Origin of the sequence: Flavobacterium sp. KACC 22758 (genome assembly GCF_028736135.1) — a bacterium.
Lineage (GTDB): Bacteria > Bacteroidota > Bacteroidia > Flavobacteriales > Flavobacteriaceae > Flavobacterium > Flavobacterium johnsoniae.
In genome coordinates this window covers 2,231,547-2,247,764 of the sequence record NZ_CP117878.1, presented here as the reverse complement: position 1 = coordinate 2,247,764, position 16,218 = coordinate 2,231,547, and the positions used below count along the sequence as shown (strand labels likewise).

Below are 16,218 nucleotides of genomic sequence, written 5' to 3'. Positions count from 1 at the left end.
AACGGTTATTTTTGGGTATAAAACCCTTGTTGTCAAGTATGAGTAATAAGCGAAAAAAAAAGAGATGCCTTAATTGACATCTCTTTTTAAAAATTTATTTAATTAAAAACTTGGCTTTGTAACTCTTATCTGCATTTTGCAGTATTAAGAAATAAACTCCAGAAGCTCTTAAATGTGTTTTAATTTCTTTACTGAAATTACTGTTGATTTCCAATTTAGGCTGTTTGTAAACTGCTTTTCCATTGGCATCAAAAATAACTAAATCAAATGTTCCTTCGTCGCCATTTAAATGTAAAGTGAAGTTTCCGTCATTTGGAACCGGAGAAATAAAGAAACCGTTTTTACCCGTAACCGGATTATCAACAGATAACGTCGCATCGACTTTTACTTCTAACGAAGTTGTTTTACTGCATGAAGCCTGAGTCAGATAATTCAGAGACAAAGTCTGAGTTCCTTTTTCTGTCCATTTAATTGTTACAGTGTTATTGCTTTGATCGATAATTTCACCACCAGTAACATTCCATGTATACGCCTGCATTGACTGCGTTGCGGTATAAGTTACTGTTGTATTAGCATTGGTAATCAAAATATCACCTGTAATATCGGCTGTATTATTTAATCCAACCTCAACATTGGCAGAAACAATTCCTTTTCCTTGTAAACCGCTTGATTTCTTGTTCAGTTTTGTTAAATCAATTCCAAATGAATGATCTCCAGCAAATTTTTCAATGTTTCCAATTTCAAATTCTTTATCTGAAACTTTGGTTAAAGTGATATTTTCGTTAGAAACTGAGATGCCGCCCGACTTCACAATGATATCATTTTTCGTTAATGCCGAAGCTATAATTTCATCAGCAAATTCAACTTTTATAATATCTTTTTCAGAACAATCGCTGTTTGCCGAACTTAACGGAGTTACTGTACAATTAAGATCTATAATATCAATATACACTTCTACTCTGCTGGCATCGCTTGCGTTTCCAAACTCATCATATACTATTGCTTCAAAAGTATTTTTACCAATATATCCTTTTATCGGAATTAAAACTTCTTTTGCCGTTTCCTGATTTTGTTTGCTAACGAGAGTTTTTCCGGTTGGCGTTACAGCATATAATTCTACCGTTTGTTTGTTTCCGTTTGTGGTTAAAGCAATCGACAAATCATTACCAGAAGTAATATTATCTGCGGCAGATGTTCCTCTATCCGGCGTAATACGAAGGTTTGATGGTGCCGAAGGTTTTCCAAACTTCACTTCCCACATAGTACTCGAATTTCCTGTTCCAAAGTTGCCCGAAAGATCTTTAAAGCTCGTTTGGTCTACCACAATTTTATAACCGCCTTCTGCTTGTGTATAGTCTCCTAAACCTGAAATTAAATAATGTAAATCGTCTTGTTTAGTGACATTTAGATTTGCATTTAAGTTTACACTTCCTTTGTAAAGCGTAACCCAGTTTTTGTCAAAACTACTGATTGGTTTATTCAGAGTTATTACAACATCGGTTACATTCTGGCTGTGAACTGCTCCCTGATATTTCGGCGTAAAGGCATCAATTTCAGGAATGCTTATATCTACTTTCCATTTTTGTGTTTGAACCACTAAACCAAAAGTATTGTCTTCTGCTTTTATTGATGGCAAATCAACCGCTAATTCATACTGGCCGTTTTCTTTGTTGTACTCGTTCAGTCCTACAATTGTGTATTTCAGATTATCTTCGGTCACAATCGAAACATTGTCAAGTGCTTTTCCGTTTAGGGTCAGTTTGTCTTTTGTAAACTGAATCGGTTTTACGAATTTATTAAACTGAATTTCAACACTATTTACCGCCTGCGCTTCAATTTGATCTGTTTTAAACTGAACAATTCCCAGTTCACCAATTATCTGAATCCATGAAACACTTTTTCCTTCTACTCCTTCATTATCATCTAAATCTTTAATTCCGGCACATTGAACTGTTAATTCATAATACCCAGAAGCAAGCGAAAGTGTTTTTATATTTAAAACATAAGTAGAATCGTTTACTTTACCAATAAAACTATCGTTAAACGGAACTTTGGTTCCCTGATGAATTAAAGTAACATTCTGTGCTGTAAATGTAGCCGGATTGATTGCTTTGTTAAAGTTTACCTGAACAGATTCTACTGGTTTTGTAGTAGTTGACGGCAGACTTTCAAAAGAAACTACTTTTGGCACATTGGTATTGATAACGCTGTAGTATAAAGTATATCTTTCTAATCCCGAAATTTTATCAAGGAAATGAAGTTTGTTTTCATACTTAGGTTCTAATCCGTCTTTTAGCGTAACGTGTGTCTGCCAGAAGTTTTCTATTGGCAGTTCCAGATTGTCGCTTATTCTCACTACTCTTTCCAGTTTGTATTTGTCTGATCCGGGATCAGCTGTATTTCCATAATTCCATCCTGTTTTAGATGAATTCATGGTTAAAGTTGTCGTAAGCAGACTTGGCGAAATAGTATTTGAAACTGTTCCTGCAGCCACTTTATAAACTTCATCACTTTCTCCGTTTGAATAATAAATAGCATCCGGAGTATCATTAGCATCGACAATATCATTTACAAGGAAATCGTTAATGTTATCCTGACCTGCACCATACGCTTTTACGCTCTTAATTAATTCATGAACATACGAAGCTTTAATCAGGCTTAGGTTTTTGTTTCCGTAACTGCTTAAATGTTTTATTTTAAGATCGTATTCTACAAAATGTCCTAATAAAGTACTGGTAAACCACCATTGCCCAAGTGCAGATTTTTGTGGTTCGATATTTCCGAAATCAACATTTAATAAACCTAATTGTTTTGGTTCGTTGTTAAAGTTGCTTCCTATAATTTCAAAATCGATTAAAAGGCCTTTTTTGTTTTCGATAATTTCCGGCTGAACCGACTCTACCTGAACATTTTTAGCAACTCCGTAACCTTCATTTTTAATTAATAATGCCATTTCTGCCGGAACAATCGGCTCAATTTTATCTGTCAGCGGATCATCTCCTAAAATATCACGCTGCATAAAATAATGCATTACCAAATCCGGACTTGGATTTACTTCAAGAGTCACAGGATATAATTGCACCGTTACTCTTTCGCTTGTATTTGGATCTAAATACGATAATGTTCCTCCAAAAGAATATGATTTAGCTACAGTTGGAGCAGCTTCTTTTGTTGGTATAAAAATTACAGTTCCAGATTGACTGCTGTTTGGTCCTACAAGTCCTGTTCCGCTAAGGAAAGCATCTTTGTTGATCTGGAACAAATGCGTCATATCGTTTCCGGCCTCATCTCTAATTAATAAATCTAAGTTTAGATCTTTAATTGTATTGGCGTCGCTTCCGTTATTTAATGTAAGAGTTCCTTCAAATGCTTCTCTTGTCATCGTGATTTTTTGAGAAAATTTCACCGTAACGCTGGCACAAACAGAAGCTTGAGAGGCTAGTTTTTCAATATATTCTTTTAAATCTGCCATGTCCTGATTGTACATTTTCTCAGCAGATTCAAAACCTCTGCTGCTTACCAGGTCAACCAATATCTTTCTAATTCTGTCATATTCTTCAATATCATTTTTGTTCACAATATTAGGATATTCTGCAGTTGGAGCTTTAATGTTCTTACTCCACGCTTCTACAGTTCTATTCCATCTGCTGCAAAATGTTTCAATCTCCTGACTTGTAATATCACTTCCAGAAAGATTAGCTTTGATACTTATCACATCAGCGGCAGAAAATGTTTTTTGAGTATCTAAATGCAAAGCGACTTCTTTCATGAAATCATGAAAATTAGGACTTTCTATAATTCTATCATTACCCAAATAAGCTTTTAACCTGTTACTTAAAGCAACTTGTGCATTGTCCATGACATAAAAGTCATTATACATACTTTCAATAAAACTGTTATTACTTGCTTTCTTTCCAGATGCTAATGGATCATAAATACACGCTTTTAACGTTCCAACCATACTCGCAACACAACCTACAGGTCCCGGAATACATCCTGCAACTGCAATAATCTGGTTAATTGCTTCTCCGTTCATGGTAGCCAGCCCCAGAAGACATCCTGCAACAGCTCCGGCAGGACCTCCGGCACAGCCTATTACCATACCAAATACTGATGTAAGACAAGGATTTGTACAAATAGTTGGAAGCGATGTTACGATATTTCCTATTGCAGTTCCAATAGGAATTAATGGCCCAAAACCACCTCCGTTAAAATTAGGACTTCCTCCTACAACTGGAGTACTTGGTGTTGAACATGTTAATACATAATACGGTTTAAACGCCGCTAAATCTTGTTCAGTTTCGCAGACATACGTTCCTTTTGTAATTAAATTATAACTACAGTTTTGTCCTGCAGCTGCACTTTTTCCAGTTGATGCAGGTCTTGTAATTAATATCGGAACAATGATAGTCGATTTAGCGTTTAATACATCAACTTTATCAATCATCAGTTTGAACTTGTAATCTCCCTGACTGTCTACATTAAAAGTTACGTTTGACAGGGCAATTAAACCGTGATTAGTTACAGTTGCATAACTCATTCTGCTTTCTCCAGTATTTAAATCTAAAACAGGATTGTCGATATCGATAACAATTACTGGTTTTGGTACGTTTGTTTCGAATTTAACAACTAAATCAGACTGGTATTCATCTGCAATTTCTGTAGGTTTTACAACCCATTCGTAACTTACAGCCTGATACGAAATAAATACTCTTTGAGTCGTTACTTTACCCGGATCTACCAATAAGTTATTTTGGTAAGAAGCGTGTTTATCTGCCGTTACCGTTACTGTATAATATCCTTCCGGAATTTGAGGTGTGGTAAAAATACCGTTATCATCACTAAATCCTTCTGCTACAACTGCACCAGAAAACGGATGACGAACGACTACTTTTGCTCCTTTTACGTGTGGTGCTTTTTCTGTATTATATGTGTACTCATCAACAACATCGATCAATAAAGAACCTGTTGCTTCTGAAACCGTTTCTATTTTAAAAGGAATGCTTACTCCGCCTCCATTTAAAGGATTTAAAGCCAAGTTACCGCTTAACGGAACGTTTAACTGCTGTTTGTCTGTTGGTGCTAATTCCAGAATGATTTTTACAGACTCGTTTGGCGCAATTTTGTCAATAACAGCCGCACTTTTTAATTTCATCCATTCCAGATTTGGAACATCAACTTTTACTTTTTCTGCGTCTATCGCTCCTGTATTTGAAACTGTTACTTCATAAAAACGAGAACTTCCTTTTATCATCGTAGTATTGATGCTTACCGGATTTGCCAGTAATTTTGGTGTCTGCGCTTTTGCATGATAATATGCTAAAACCGGAAGTTTAGCACCTTCATTTGAAGTTACATTAAAATTGATTTCATAATATTTTTGTTCCGCCGATGCTGTTTCTGCCAATATAGTATAGCTTAAAACGGCTTCTTGTCCTGATGCTAATGTTAAAGCATCTGTTTGAACTGTAAATCCTGCATCTGCCGGTAATTCTATTTTAATATTGGTTAAAGGAGTTTTACTGTTGTTTTTTAATACAAATTCTCCTTTGTATGGAACTTTGGTTACTACTTCCCATTTCAAATAATCTGAAGGTTTGTTCATCCATTCAAAACCAACAATATCAAATTCTGCCTGAACTGCATTTTGAGTTCCCGGATATCCAGCACTTACGGTATAATGCCCACTTTCTGCCTGCAGAGGTTCAAAATCGTAAGCAAAATTTCCTGATGCATTAGTTTTAACTTTAAATGAACGTGTAAAGCTTCCAGATGCAACGATAATTTCTACTTCCTTATTTACTGCCGGACTGTTGTTTGCCATTTTAGCCGATCCTGTAATGGCAACCAATTCTCCTGATTTGTAGATTGGCTTAGAAACCGTACTTGTGGCATTGTAACTGGAGAATAATTTTATTGCAGAATATGCTTCGTTATTGGTATACGATAACTCATTTAATTTTTGATCTGAATTTACAGCTGCTGCCAAATAATAGTCACCAGCCTGCTGCGGTAATTTGATCGATTTTACAAGATCCAGTTTTTTTCCTGCTTCGATATCAGTATCAATCTGCGATGTAAATACAAGAATTGCGTTTTTAGTTAATTTATCTTTAGATAGAAAATATTCTATTTTAGAACCTTTAGTTAAAATAGCAAACCCTTGATTGGTAATCGAAGTTGTTACTTCAATTGTATCTTCTCCATTGGCTTGAGCAACTGTTTTAACCGAATTGACAACAGCATCTGGTTTGTTTTGATCTGTAACCAGAATCCAGGCAAATCCTGAACTGAAAGTATCGGCTTCAGCCTGAATACGCGCGGTTTGGTCTCCCGTTTTCAATGGATCAATTATCGTATTGATTTCTACCTCAACGCTTTCTTGTCCTACCGGAATTGAAATTTCTGCCGGAATTGAAACGATTGTAGGAGAATCAGATGATAACTTTACTAAAATGGCTTTAGAAGTATCAACCGTATTTCTTGAAATCGTAATTTTTGCTGCTTTTTGTACTCCGGCTTTTACTGTTGCCGGATTGGCTTTTACAATTAAGGCTGGTCCGTTGCTGTCCAGAATCGTAATGTCTTTACCGGCACTGCTTCCTTCTCCTGCCGGAAAGCTGCAGTTACAAGCTGAAGAATAAACCTCTGCGGTTACATTAACCACTTTTGTTCCGTCTACAATGCCATTGTTTACAGCTCCAATATTAAATCTTTTCGAATTTACATTGGCTGGAAAATCAATAACATCCGGAAGAATCAATGCATTGGCAATACTTGCTTTTAAGCGTACTGCAGTGCTGATTTCTGATTTATTTATTCGCTTTAATGTGGCATAAGTTGCATAAACGCCGTCGCTCTTTGAAATGGTCTGCGGTGCAATTTCCAATTCAAAAGCCGGAACATTTGAGCTTTTTAAAATAACTTCTGTATTTCCTGCCTGAAATCCTTCTGCCCTCAAAATTAGTTTTCCGGTTACAGTTTGTTCAGGAACTTTATTGTTTTTTACTGTTATCGTAAACGAAGTTGTTTTACTTCCTGCCGGAAGCGTAACTTCTGCCGGAACGGTCCAGCGAGAGCTTTGATCTGCTGTTATGGTAAATTTTACATCTTTTGTTTTAGCAAAACCCGTTTCTAAAGTAACCGTAATTGTTTCGCCGTCTGTTGCTGTAATTTTCGACGGAGTTAAAGTAATCGTTGAAAATTCGTTATCGATAATTTCAATAGCATCTGAAACGGCAGGATACTCATTTCCTGAAATAGTTAAAGATACCGTTCTGTTTCCGTCGTTATCTGAATTGTCAATTGGTTTAATATAAAAAACAACCGACGACTGGTCTTTTACTATTTTTACCGATGCATCAAACTGAAGCTGTGAAGCCAGAGAAGCTGCTAAAGTATAGGTTTTATCACTGCTTCTGTCACCGCTTTGCGTCAGCGTTGCTCTGATAACTTCATTTGAATTTTCATCAATAGTTTTTTTATCTAAAGTTAAAAACAAACGCTTTTCAAGTAAAATTGAACTTGCCGCAGTAACTTTATTATTTGCTTTTAAAGACTCTGGTTCTTTTACTGCGGTATTTGCTATAATATTAATTTTGACTTTAACGTTTCCTTCAATCCCTAAAACTTTAGGAAGGTTAAATGCTGCATTTCGGCTTATTGATTTTTGTTTATCTAAATCATCATTATAAGATACAGTTCCCAGATTGTATTCTAATCCCGTTTGATCAGACACAATACTTATCTGCTCGATCCATCCGCCAGAAGCAGCACGATCTCCAATGTTGTCAACTTTCCATGAAACATTAATTTTCCCATCTGGAGTAATGTTAGATTCGGCTGTAGTGATTCCGGAAATCGTTAAATCCGGATATTGTGCATTTGCAATTGTCAGTTTTCCGTTTACGTGATTTGAACCAATGTCAACCGCATTTTTAGAACTTAAAACAACACCAGATAAATCTAAATTGTGTGTTTGTCCCGATGTATAATTTAACGGGATTTCGATTGGAATTTCTAATAAAGCACCGCTGTTTCCTTTAAAAGATGTACTTGTAAGCGACAAAACTATAAAGTGATAATTTCGCGGATTATTCTTTTCGATATTGACATAAATGGCATGATCGCCTTTACGGCTTTCGATAATTTTAGTGTCTTTTTCGCTTACAATTAATCCCTGCGGAACAGTCAGCGTAAACTCGGCTCCTACTACTTCATCGGCATTAGCCAAATCAATTACAACAGCTGATTTTTCGCCAGGTCCGGCAGATGCGTTTAATACTTTTAAACTATTCTGCGCCTGCATGAATGTTCCTAAAAATAGGAAGATAAAGACCAAAAAAGGTTTTATTTTCATTGTTTTCAATTCGTTAGATATCATTTTGGTGAGTTTATTGTATTAACATTTTTCCTTTAAAAATGGCAGGTTTTGCTCCATTTTGTACTTCGATAGTGTAGAAATAGATGCCTGAGGCAAGATCTTTTCGCTGAAAAGTAAATTCATGATTTCCTTGTGACGCATCAAGATCAGACTGTATGTAAACAGTTCTTCCGGCTGTATCAAAAACTTTTAGTGTCGCTTTGTCTGCATTTTCAGGTAAATGATATTGAATTACAGTTTGATCCGTAAATGGATTTGGATAATTTGAAAGCGCAATTGCATTGTCTTTATTACTATCGTCAACACCTAAATTTTTCGAAATTTTATAGGTCAATGCGTTTGCCTCTGTATTTGAAATCATAGCAGATAAAATTTCTGTTTGAGCCGATACTTTTGCAATGGCCTGTTTTCCTGAAAGTGATTTATCCATAGAAAAACCTACAATGCTAATTTCGCCCTGACGTTCTGCGACTGAAACCGTATAACCCAAACCAGAAAGAAGCTCTTCTGTCTGTGCTTTGCTGCCGCCTTTTAAACGAATATCAAATGCTGCTGTCGAAACCGACTGATTGTCGATATAAAGCGTATTATCTTCAATACTTAAAACAACATCTTCATTGCCTGTAAAAGCCATACGTTTTGCGCTTGCAGGATTTTCAAGTGTTCCGGACTGTATTTTATTAATCAATGAAATAATATCCAGTACGTTTAGGTTTTTATCCTTATTGATATCGGCCGCACCATAATTAAAGAATTTTGGTTTCTGGCTTAATGTATAATTCAAAGTCGATTGAATATCCAGAATATTGACAATTCCGTCTAAATTAGAATCTCCTTCTCTATACGTTATGGTATACGTTAGTACGCTGTTTCTGGCAGATCCGGCGATTTGTCTTAATTCTAAAGTCTGGTTGTTTGGCACATTCCATTCGCTTAAAATATTAGTCAGTTTAATGCCGTCTTCAGGAACTGTAACCATTTGGAAATAATCCTTCAAAGTCATGTTATACGACTGAGTGGTGTTAAAAATCGAATTGGTATGATCGTAACGGTTAATTTTTTGATCTTTTAAAACAGCATTTAATGTTAAAGGCAGTTCTCCCAAATTAATTTTCTGACGGTCGATTTTAAAACTTACTGCTGGTAAAAACGCAGCATCAATTCCAGTCAGTTCATTTTCTGAAAGGTCAACTGTTTTTAGTTTGGTTACTTTTGATACACTCTCAGGAATTGCTCCTGTTAGTTTATTTTTCGCCAGATTTAGGTTTTGCAGTTCGCTGAATTTTCCAATTTCCGGGCTTATATTTCCAGTTAAGTTATTATCAGGAAGATTAATCGATATTACATGGCCGTCGTTTGTCGTTACACCTTTCCATTTCTTTTCATGAAGATTGTTTGATGATGTATCCCAGACTTCTTTCCATCCTGTTCCGCCTGCACTTTGGAAAAATGCCACTAAAGCATCATATTCTTCGGCAATTAAAGGCGTTTCAGAACCATCGGCAATTCCTTTAAATTGAACATAAGTTCCCTGCGAAGTTCCGTTTTTCTGCCAAATCGCAATTTTTGCACCCGCAGGTATGCCCGCTACAGAAATATTTGGGAATGTTATGGTATTACCTGAAACTGTGGCTTCAGAAATTTTGAAATTATTAGCCTGCAGTTCAAACTGGTATTGTCCTGAATAATCCTGCGTAGTTTCGTTGTAGGTTGTAATTGCTGGAAGATCTACAACTATTTCGTCGCCTTTTAAATAAAGATATTCATCTTTGGCAATAACCTGACCTCTTAAATTAATGTAAACTTTAGCCAGATCGTAAGTAAATGGTCTTTCTAAAGCATCAAAACCATTGTTTGAAAGATCAATTTGTTCGATATTTTCGAAATCATTGAAATGTCCCGGAATTGTTCCTTTGAAAGTATTTCCTGCAATTGAAAGTTTTTTTAATCCTGAAATCCCCGATAAAACCGGCAGTGTTCCGCTAAATTTGTTTGATTGTACATTAAGCGTTTTCAGGTTTGTCAGCCTTCCTAAATCAGACGGCAGAGATCCTTCAATGGCATTCGACTGGAGATTTAAAGTTTCTAAATACGTTAAATCAGACAACGCAGCGGGAAGCGATCCTGATAGATTATTGGCAGATAAACTTAACGATACAACGTGTCCGTCTTTTGTTCCTACTCCGTACCAGCTTACTTCATGAAGTTTATTTTGTGAAATATCCCATTTCTGAGTCCACTGTGTTCCGTTTGTACTGGCATAGATTTTTTTCAGAATTTCAAATTCTTCATCCGTTAATGGTTTTCCAAAAACTACCTGAGTATAATTAATACTTGTTTGCTGTGCTGTACCATCATTCTGCTGAATGCTGATTTTGTCAGTTAGTTTAATTCCAAATAAAGCTATGTCTTTGAAGATTAATTTTCCTTCGCTGTTAGAATAATTCGATGCTTTATTAACACCATTGATGTAAAGTGTAAAATAGTTTTTATTATTAATAACACCGCCATTAGTATTAAACAAAAACGTAGATAAAACCGGCAGGTTTATAACTAGTTCGTTTGCTCCTACCTCGATTGTTGGAATTGTAATGGTTTGATAACTAAAATCTACTGTTTTTAAAAGCGGTAAATGAACCAAAGCTTCATCTGCATCTTCGATGTTATTATTACTTAAATACAACGTTTTTAAAGCCTGCAGTTTGCTCCATGACGATGGTATAACGCCTTTTAATCTTGCGTATCTAAGATCTAAAGTCTCTAAAGATTCAAGTCCTGAGAAAATTGCTAAATCTGTTGTGCTTAAATTTTTTGTATAACTTCCTCCGTATAAAGAAAGATTTTTTAAATATTTTAAATTGGCAAACGAAGCCGGAATTGTTCCTGAAACATTCGAATTATTGTTCAGGTTTAATCCTGTAATATGTCCGTTTTGAATACTTACGCCATACCACGCTCCTTCATGCAGATTGTTTTCAGTAGTTACCCATTTATTGTTCCAGTTTGCACCATTCATTGCATTGTGAAAATCAACCAATGCCTGATATTCTGCATCTGGAATTTTTGGCTGATCTACTTTAACATTGGTAAAATAAATTCTGGAATCATAAGATGTTGAACCTCCATCGTAATCCTGATATAAATACAACTCATCACCCGTTTTTAAAGTCGAAAGATAATCAGCCGGAATTGTTATTGTTCCGTCTCCAACTACTCTTAAATTATTTCCTACCTGGTTTCCTTTTAAAAACAATCTAAAAGGTCTTTGTGCCGAGAAATCATTCGCAGCTCTGTTATAAAGCACAATATTTGGCAGATTACTCACTTTTACATCATTTCCTTCATATAAGAAATTTGGAACACTTATGGTTTGTGAAGTGAACTCTAAATTTACCTGCCCGGGAAGTAATGCTTCTATAGTCGAAAGCTTATTGCTTGAAATATTTAAAATCTGCAAAGCAGTATTTTTTTCCAGATCTTTAATAAGCACTTCAATCTGATTATAAGAAAGATTTAAAGTGACCAATTTTGAAAGATTTCCTGTAGATACCGGAATTGTTTTTATCTGGTTAGATGACAAATTAACGGTCACTAAACTTTCCATTCCTCCAAAATCTTCCGGAAGAGCCGTTAGTGCATTGTTGTTTAAGTACAATATTTTCAGCTTTTTTAGTTTGTTCCATGATGCCGGAATATCGCCTTTTATTTTACTGTATCTTAAGTCTAAATATTCAAGATTTTCCAGTTCAGATAAAACACTTAAATCTGTTGTACTTAAATCTTTGTAGTAACCACCGCCATATATAGAAAGAGATTTAAGATATGTTAAATCTTTTATTGAAGCCGGAATTATACCTGTAACTGAACTGTTATTATTCAGGTCCAGTCCTGTAACATGCCCATTTTCTATGCTTATGCCATACCAGGCTCCTTCATGCAGATTATTGGTTGAAACATCCCATTTATTCGTCCAATTTGTTCCATTCATTACAGTGTAAAAATCAACCAAAGCCTGGTATTCTGAATCTGGTATTTTAGGCTGATTGATTTTTATTTTGGTAAAATAAATTCTTGAATCGTATGAGTTTCCAGATATTCCGTCGTATTGCTGATAAAGGTAAAGCTCATCTCCTGTTTTTAAAGATGAAAGATAAGATGCCGGAATTGTAATACTGCCATCCTGAGCCATAACCAAATCTGTTACAACCTGGTTTCCTCTCAAATACAAATTAAATTTTCGTCTTGCCGAAAAATCATTTTTTGTTCTGTAATAAGAAAGAATGTTAGGAAGATTTTGAATTTTTACGTCTGTTCCTTCATAAAGAAAATCTTCAAGATAAATGTTTTGAGAATTTAAATTCAGATTAACCTGATTGTTTAAAAGCGCTTCAACAGTTTGTACTCTGTTACTTCCAAGATTTAAGTTTTGCAGAGAGGCAGTATTTTCCAGTTCTTTGGTTAAAATCACGATTTGGTTATCGCTTAAGTTTAATGTAACCAAATTTCTAAGATTTCCAATCGAAGCTGGAATAGCTTTAATTTGATTGCCGGGAATCTCTAAAGTAACCAGACTTTCCATTCCGCCAATATCTGCCGGTAATGCTGTCAGAGCATTATAACTTAAATATAATGTTTTCAGTTTTTTTAAGTTACTCCAGGATGCCGGAAGATCACCTTTAATTCTTGTGTATCTTAAATCTAAAGATTCAAGGTTTTCCAGTTCAGATAAAACACTCAAATCTGTTGTACTTAAATCTTTATAGTAACCACCTCCATAAAGCGAAAGACTTTTAAGATATTTTAGATCTTTTATAGAAGCCGGAATTATACCGGTAACAGAACTGTTATTGTTAAGATTAAGTCCTGTTACATGTCCATCTTCAATACTTACTCCATACCAGGCGCCTTCATGCAGATTGTTTACCGTAATATCCCATTTATTATTCCAGTTATTTCCATTCATTGCGTTATAAAAATCAACAAGCGCCTGATACTCTACATCTGGTATTTGAGGGAGATTGATTTTTATATTCGTAAAATAAATTCTGGAATCATATGAATTTCCGGATACACCGTCATATTGCTGATAAAGGTATAATTCATCTCCTGTTTTTAAAGATGAAAGATAAGAAGCCGGAATTGTAATACTGCCATCTTGAGCCATAACAAGATCTGCAGCAACCTGACTTCCTCTCAAATACAAATTGAATTTTCTTCTAGACGAAAAGTCATTTTTTGTTCTGTAATAGGAAAGGATATTAGGCAGATTTTGAATTTTAAGATCTGTTCCTTCATAAAGCAAATTCGGAATATAAATATTTTGAGAGTTTAAATTCAGATTGACCTGATTGTTTAAAAATGCTTCAATAGTTGATATTCTGTTACTTAAAAGATTTACATTTCTTAATGCACCCGCATTTTCCAATTCTTTTACCAGCACTTCTATTTGGTTATCCTGCAGGTTTAATGTTACCAGATTCGGAAGATTACCTATTGATGCCGGAATTGATTTTATTTGGTTGTAAGGAACTTCTAAGGTAACAAGGCTTTCCATTTCTCCTAATTCTTCGGGTAACCCACTAATTGAATTGTTATAGAAATAAATTGTTTTTAGTTTTTTTAATTTACTCCATGAAGAAGGAACGGCACTTTCAATTCGGCAGTATCTCATGTCGAGTGTTTCCAAAGACTGTAATTCTGACAAAACATTTAAGTCTGTTGTACTTAAGTTTTTAGAATAACTCCCTGCATAAAGCGAAAGATTTCTCAGGTATTTTAAATTCCCAAATGAAGCCGGAATCGAACCCGAAACACTGCTCGTATTATTTAAATTTAATCCGGTAATATGTCCGTTTTCGATACTTAAACCTGTCCAGGCACCTTCGCTTAGATTATTTTCATTGATGTCCCATTTGTTGTTCCAGTTACTGCCTCCCATTGCATTATAAAAATCGACTAATGCCTGATATTCAATAGTAGAAACGCCCGGCTGATTTACTTTTACATTGGTAAAATAAATACGGCTGTAATAAGAAATACTTCCTGTAGATGAATCATATTGCTGATACAGATATACTTCATCACCATTTTTTAAAGAAGATAAATAAGATGCCGGAATGGTCAAACTTCCGTCTGCAGCCATTGTTGCATTTCCAATTTCGCTTCCGCGAACGTAAACCCCGAATTGTCTTTTGGCAGAAAAATCATTTTGGGTTCTGTTGTAGGTAACAATATTTGGCAGATTGTCAATTTTAAAATCAGTTCCTTTATAGGTTAGATTTTCAATATTAACTGTCTGATAATGCAGGTTAAGATTTACATTACTTGGCAATAGCCCTGCAATCGTGTTGATTTTGTTACTGGTTAAATTTAAAGTTCTCAGAGCCGTTAAGTTCTCTAATTCTTTAATTAAAACAGGTATCTGGTTATCTGAAAGTTCAGCGGTTACCAGGCTTTCCATCTGACCAAATTCAGGAGATAATCCGGTTAAGGCATTATTACTTAAATATAAGGTTTTAAGCTTTTTTAATTTCCCCCATGATGCCGGAATAACTCCTTTTAACTTACAGTATCTTAAGTCTAAGGACTCTAAAGCTTCTAGTTCTGAGAAAACATTTAAATTGGTTGTACTTAAATCTTTTGCATAATTACCTCCATACAGCGAAAGCGTTTTAAGATATTTCAGATTTCCAAATGAAGCCGGAATAGCACCTGTAATATTACTGGTTCCGTTAAGATCTATAGCCGTTACGTGTCCGTTTTCTACCGTTACGCCATACCATGGCACTTCATGCAGATTATTTTCTCTCGTATTCCATTTATTAGTCCAGTTGGCCTCGCCTGCAGCTTTATAAAAATCTACCAAAGCCTGATATTCTGAATCCGGAATGGGAATATTTAAATTGTTTTTGGCCGATAATAAAGATAGACTGCTAAACAGAAATAGCAATCCAATAAGTAGTTTTCTCTTCATAGATTAATGTTTAAGTGCCAGTATTTTAAGAAGATACCTTTTGTTAAAAAATCGACATAAAAGTAGGAAAAACATTTCTTTTGTTTTGTTAAATCAAAAACAACAAAACTTAAACATTTAATTATCAATAAATTAACACAAAAAATTACCTGTATTCAGGTAATTTTTAATGATACTAAATAGCAAATTAAAAGACTTTATTTACAACCGTTTTTAAAGGTATTTTTTAATACAAAACATGATTTTTTTGACTAGACTGCTTCAAAAAGTTTTGTAATATTGACCCGCTAAATATTTATAAAAAATGAAGATTCATATTTTTGGTGCATCCGGAAGCGGCGTTACCACAACAGGAAATGCATTAGCAGAAAAACTTGCTTATAGATATTTTGACAGTGATCACTATTTCTGGGAAAAATCAGATGTTCCCTTTACTGTAAGGAGAAATCCTGAAGAAAGAAATTCTAAAATAAAAACTGATCTTGAAAATTCTGAGAATTGGATTTTGGGCGGTTCTATTTTTCGATGGGGAGAAAATGTGTTTCCAGACTTTGACCTGGTTGTGTATCTATGGATTCCGCCGCAAATTAGAATGGAAAGATTGAAAAAAAGAGAATTTGAACGATACGGAAATGTAATTTATACCGATCCTGACCGCATAAAACAGTTCGAAGACTTTATGGAATGGGCAGCAGATTATGATAACAACACCGGAATTGCCAGCAGAAATTTTCAGGCTCACGAAAACTGGTTAAATTCTATTGATTTCCCTGTTTTAAAGATTTCAGGCGATTTAACACTTCAACAGCGAATTGATCTTATTATCGAAAATATAAACAAAAAGCCCCTGTATTAACAAGGG

At 35.0% G+C, this 16,218-nt stretch carries 3 protein-coding genes; 1 reads left to right on the top strand and 2 read right to left on the bottom strand.

The window, feature by feature from the left end:
- Positions 1–94 precede the first annotated feature (94 nt).
- Positions 95–8,359 (bottom strand): T9SS type A sorting domain-containing protein, encoded by an 8,265-nt coding sequence (locus PQ462_RS09680; protein ID WP_274253293.1) that lies wholly within the window; start codon positions 8,357–8,359, stop codon positions 95–97.
- A gap of 34 nt (positions 8,360–8,393) precedes the next feature.
- The gene (locus tag PQ462_RS09675) at positions 8,394–15,356 is read right to left on the bottom strand and encodes a leucine-rich repeat domain-containing protein (protein ID WP_274253292.1); all 6,963 of its coding nucleotides are present in this window, start codon (positions 15,354–15,356) and stop codon (positions 8,394–8,396) included.
- A 304-nt stretch (positions 15,357–15,660) separates the two neighbouring features.
- Here PQ462_RS09675 and PQ462_RS09670 point away from each other — a divergent pair, with 304 nt between their 5' ends.
- Entirely contained in the window at positions 15,661–16,212 is a 552-nt protein-coding gene (locus PQ462_RS09670) for an ATP-binding protein (protein WP_274253291.1), read from the top strand.
- Positions 16,213–16,218: the final 6 nt, after the last annotated feature.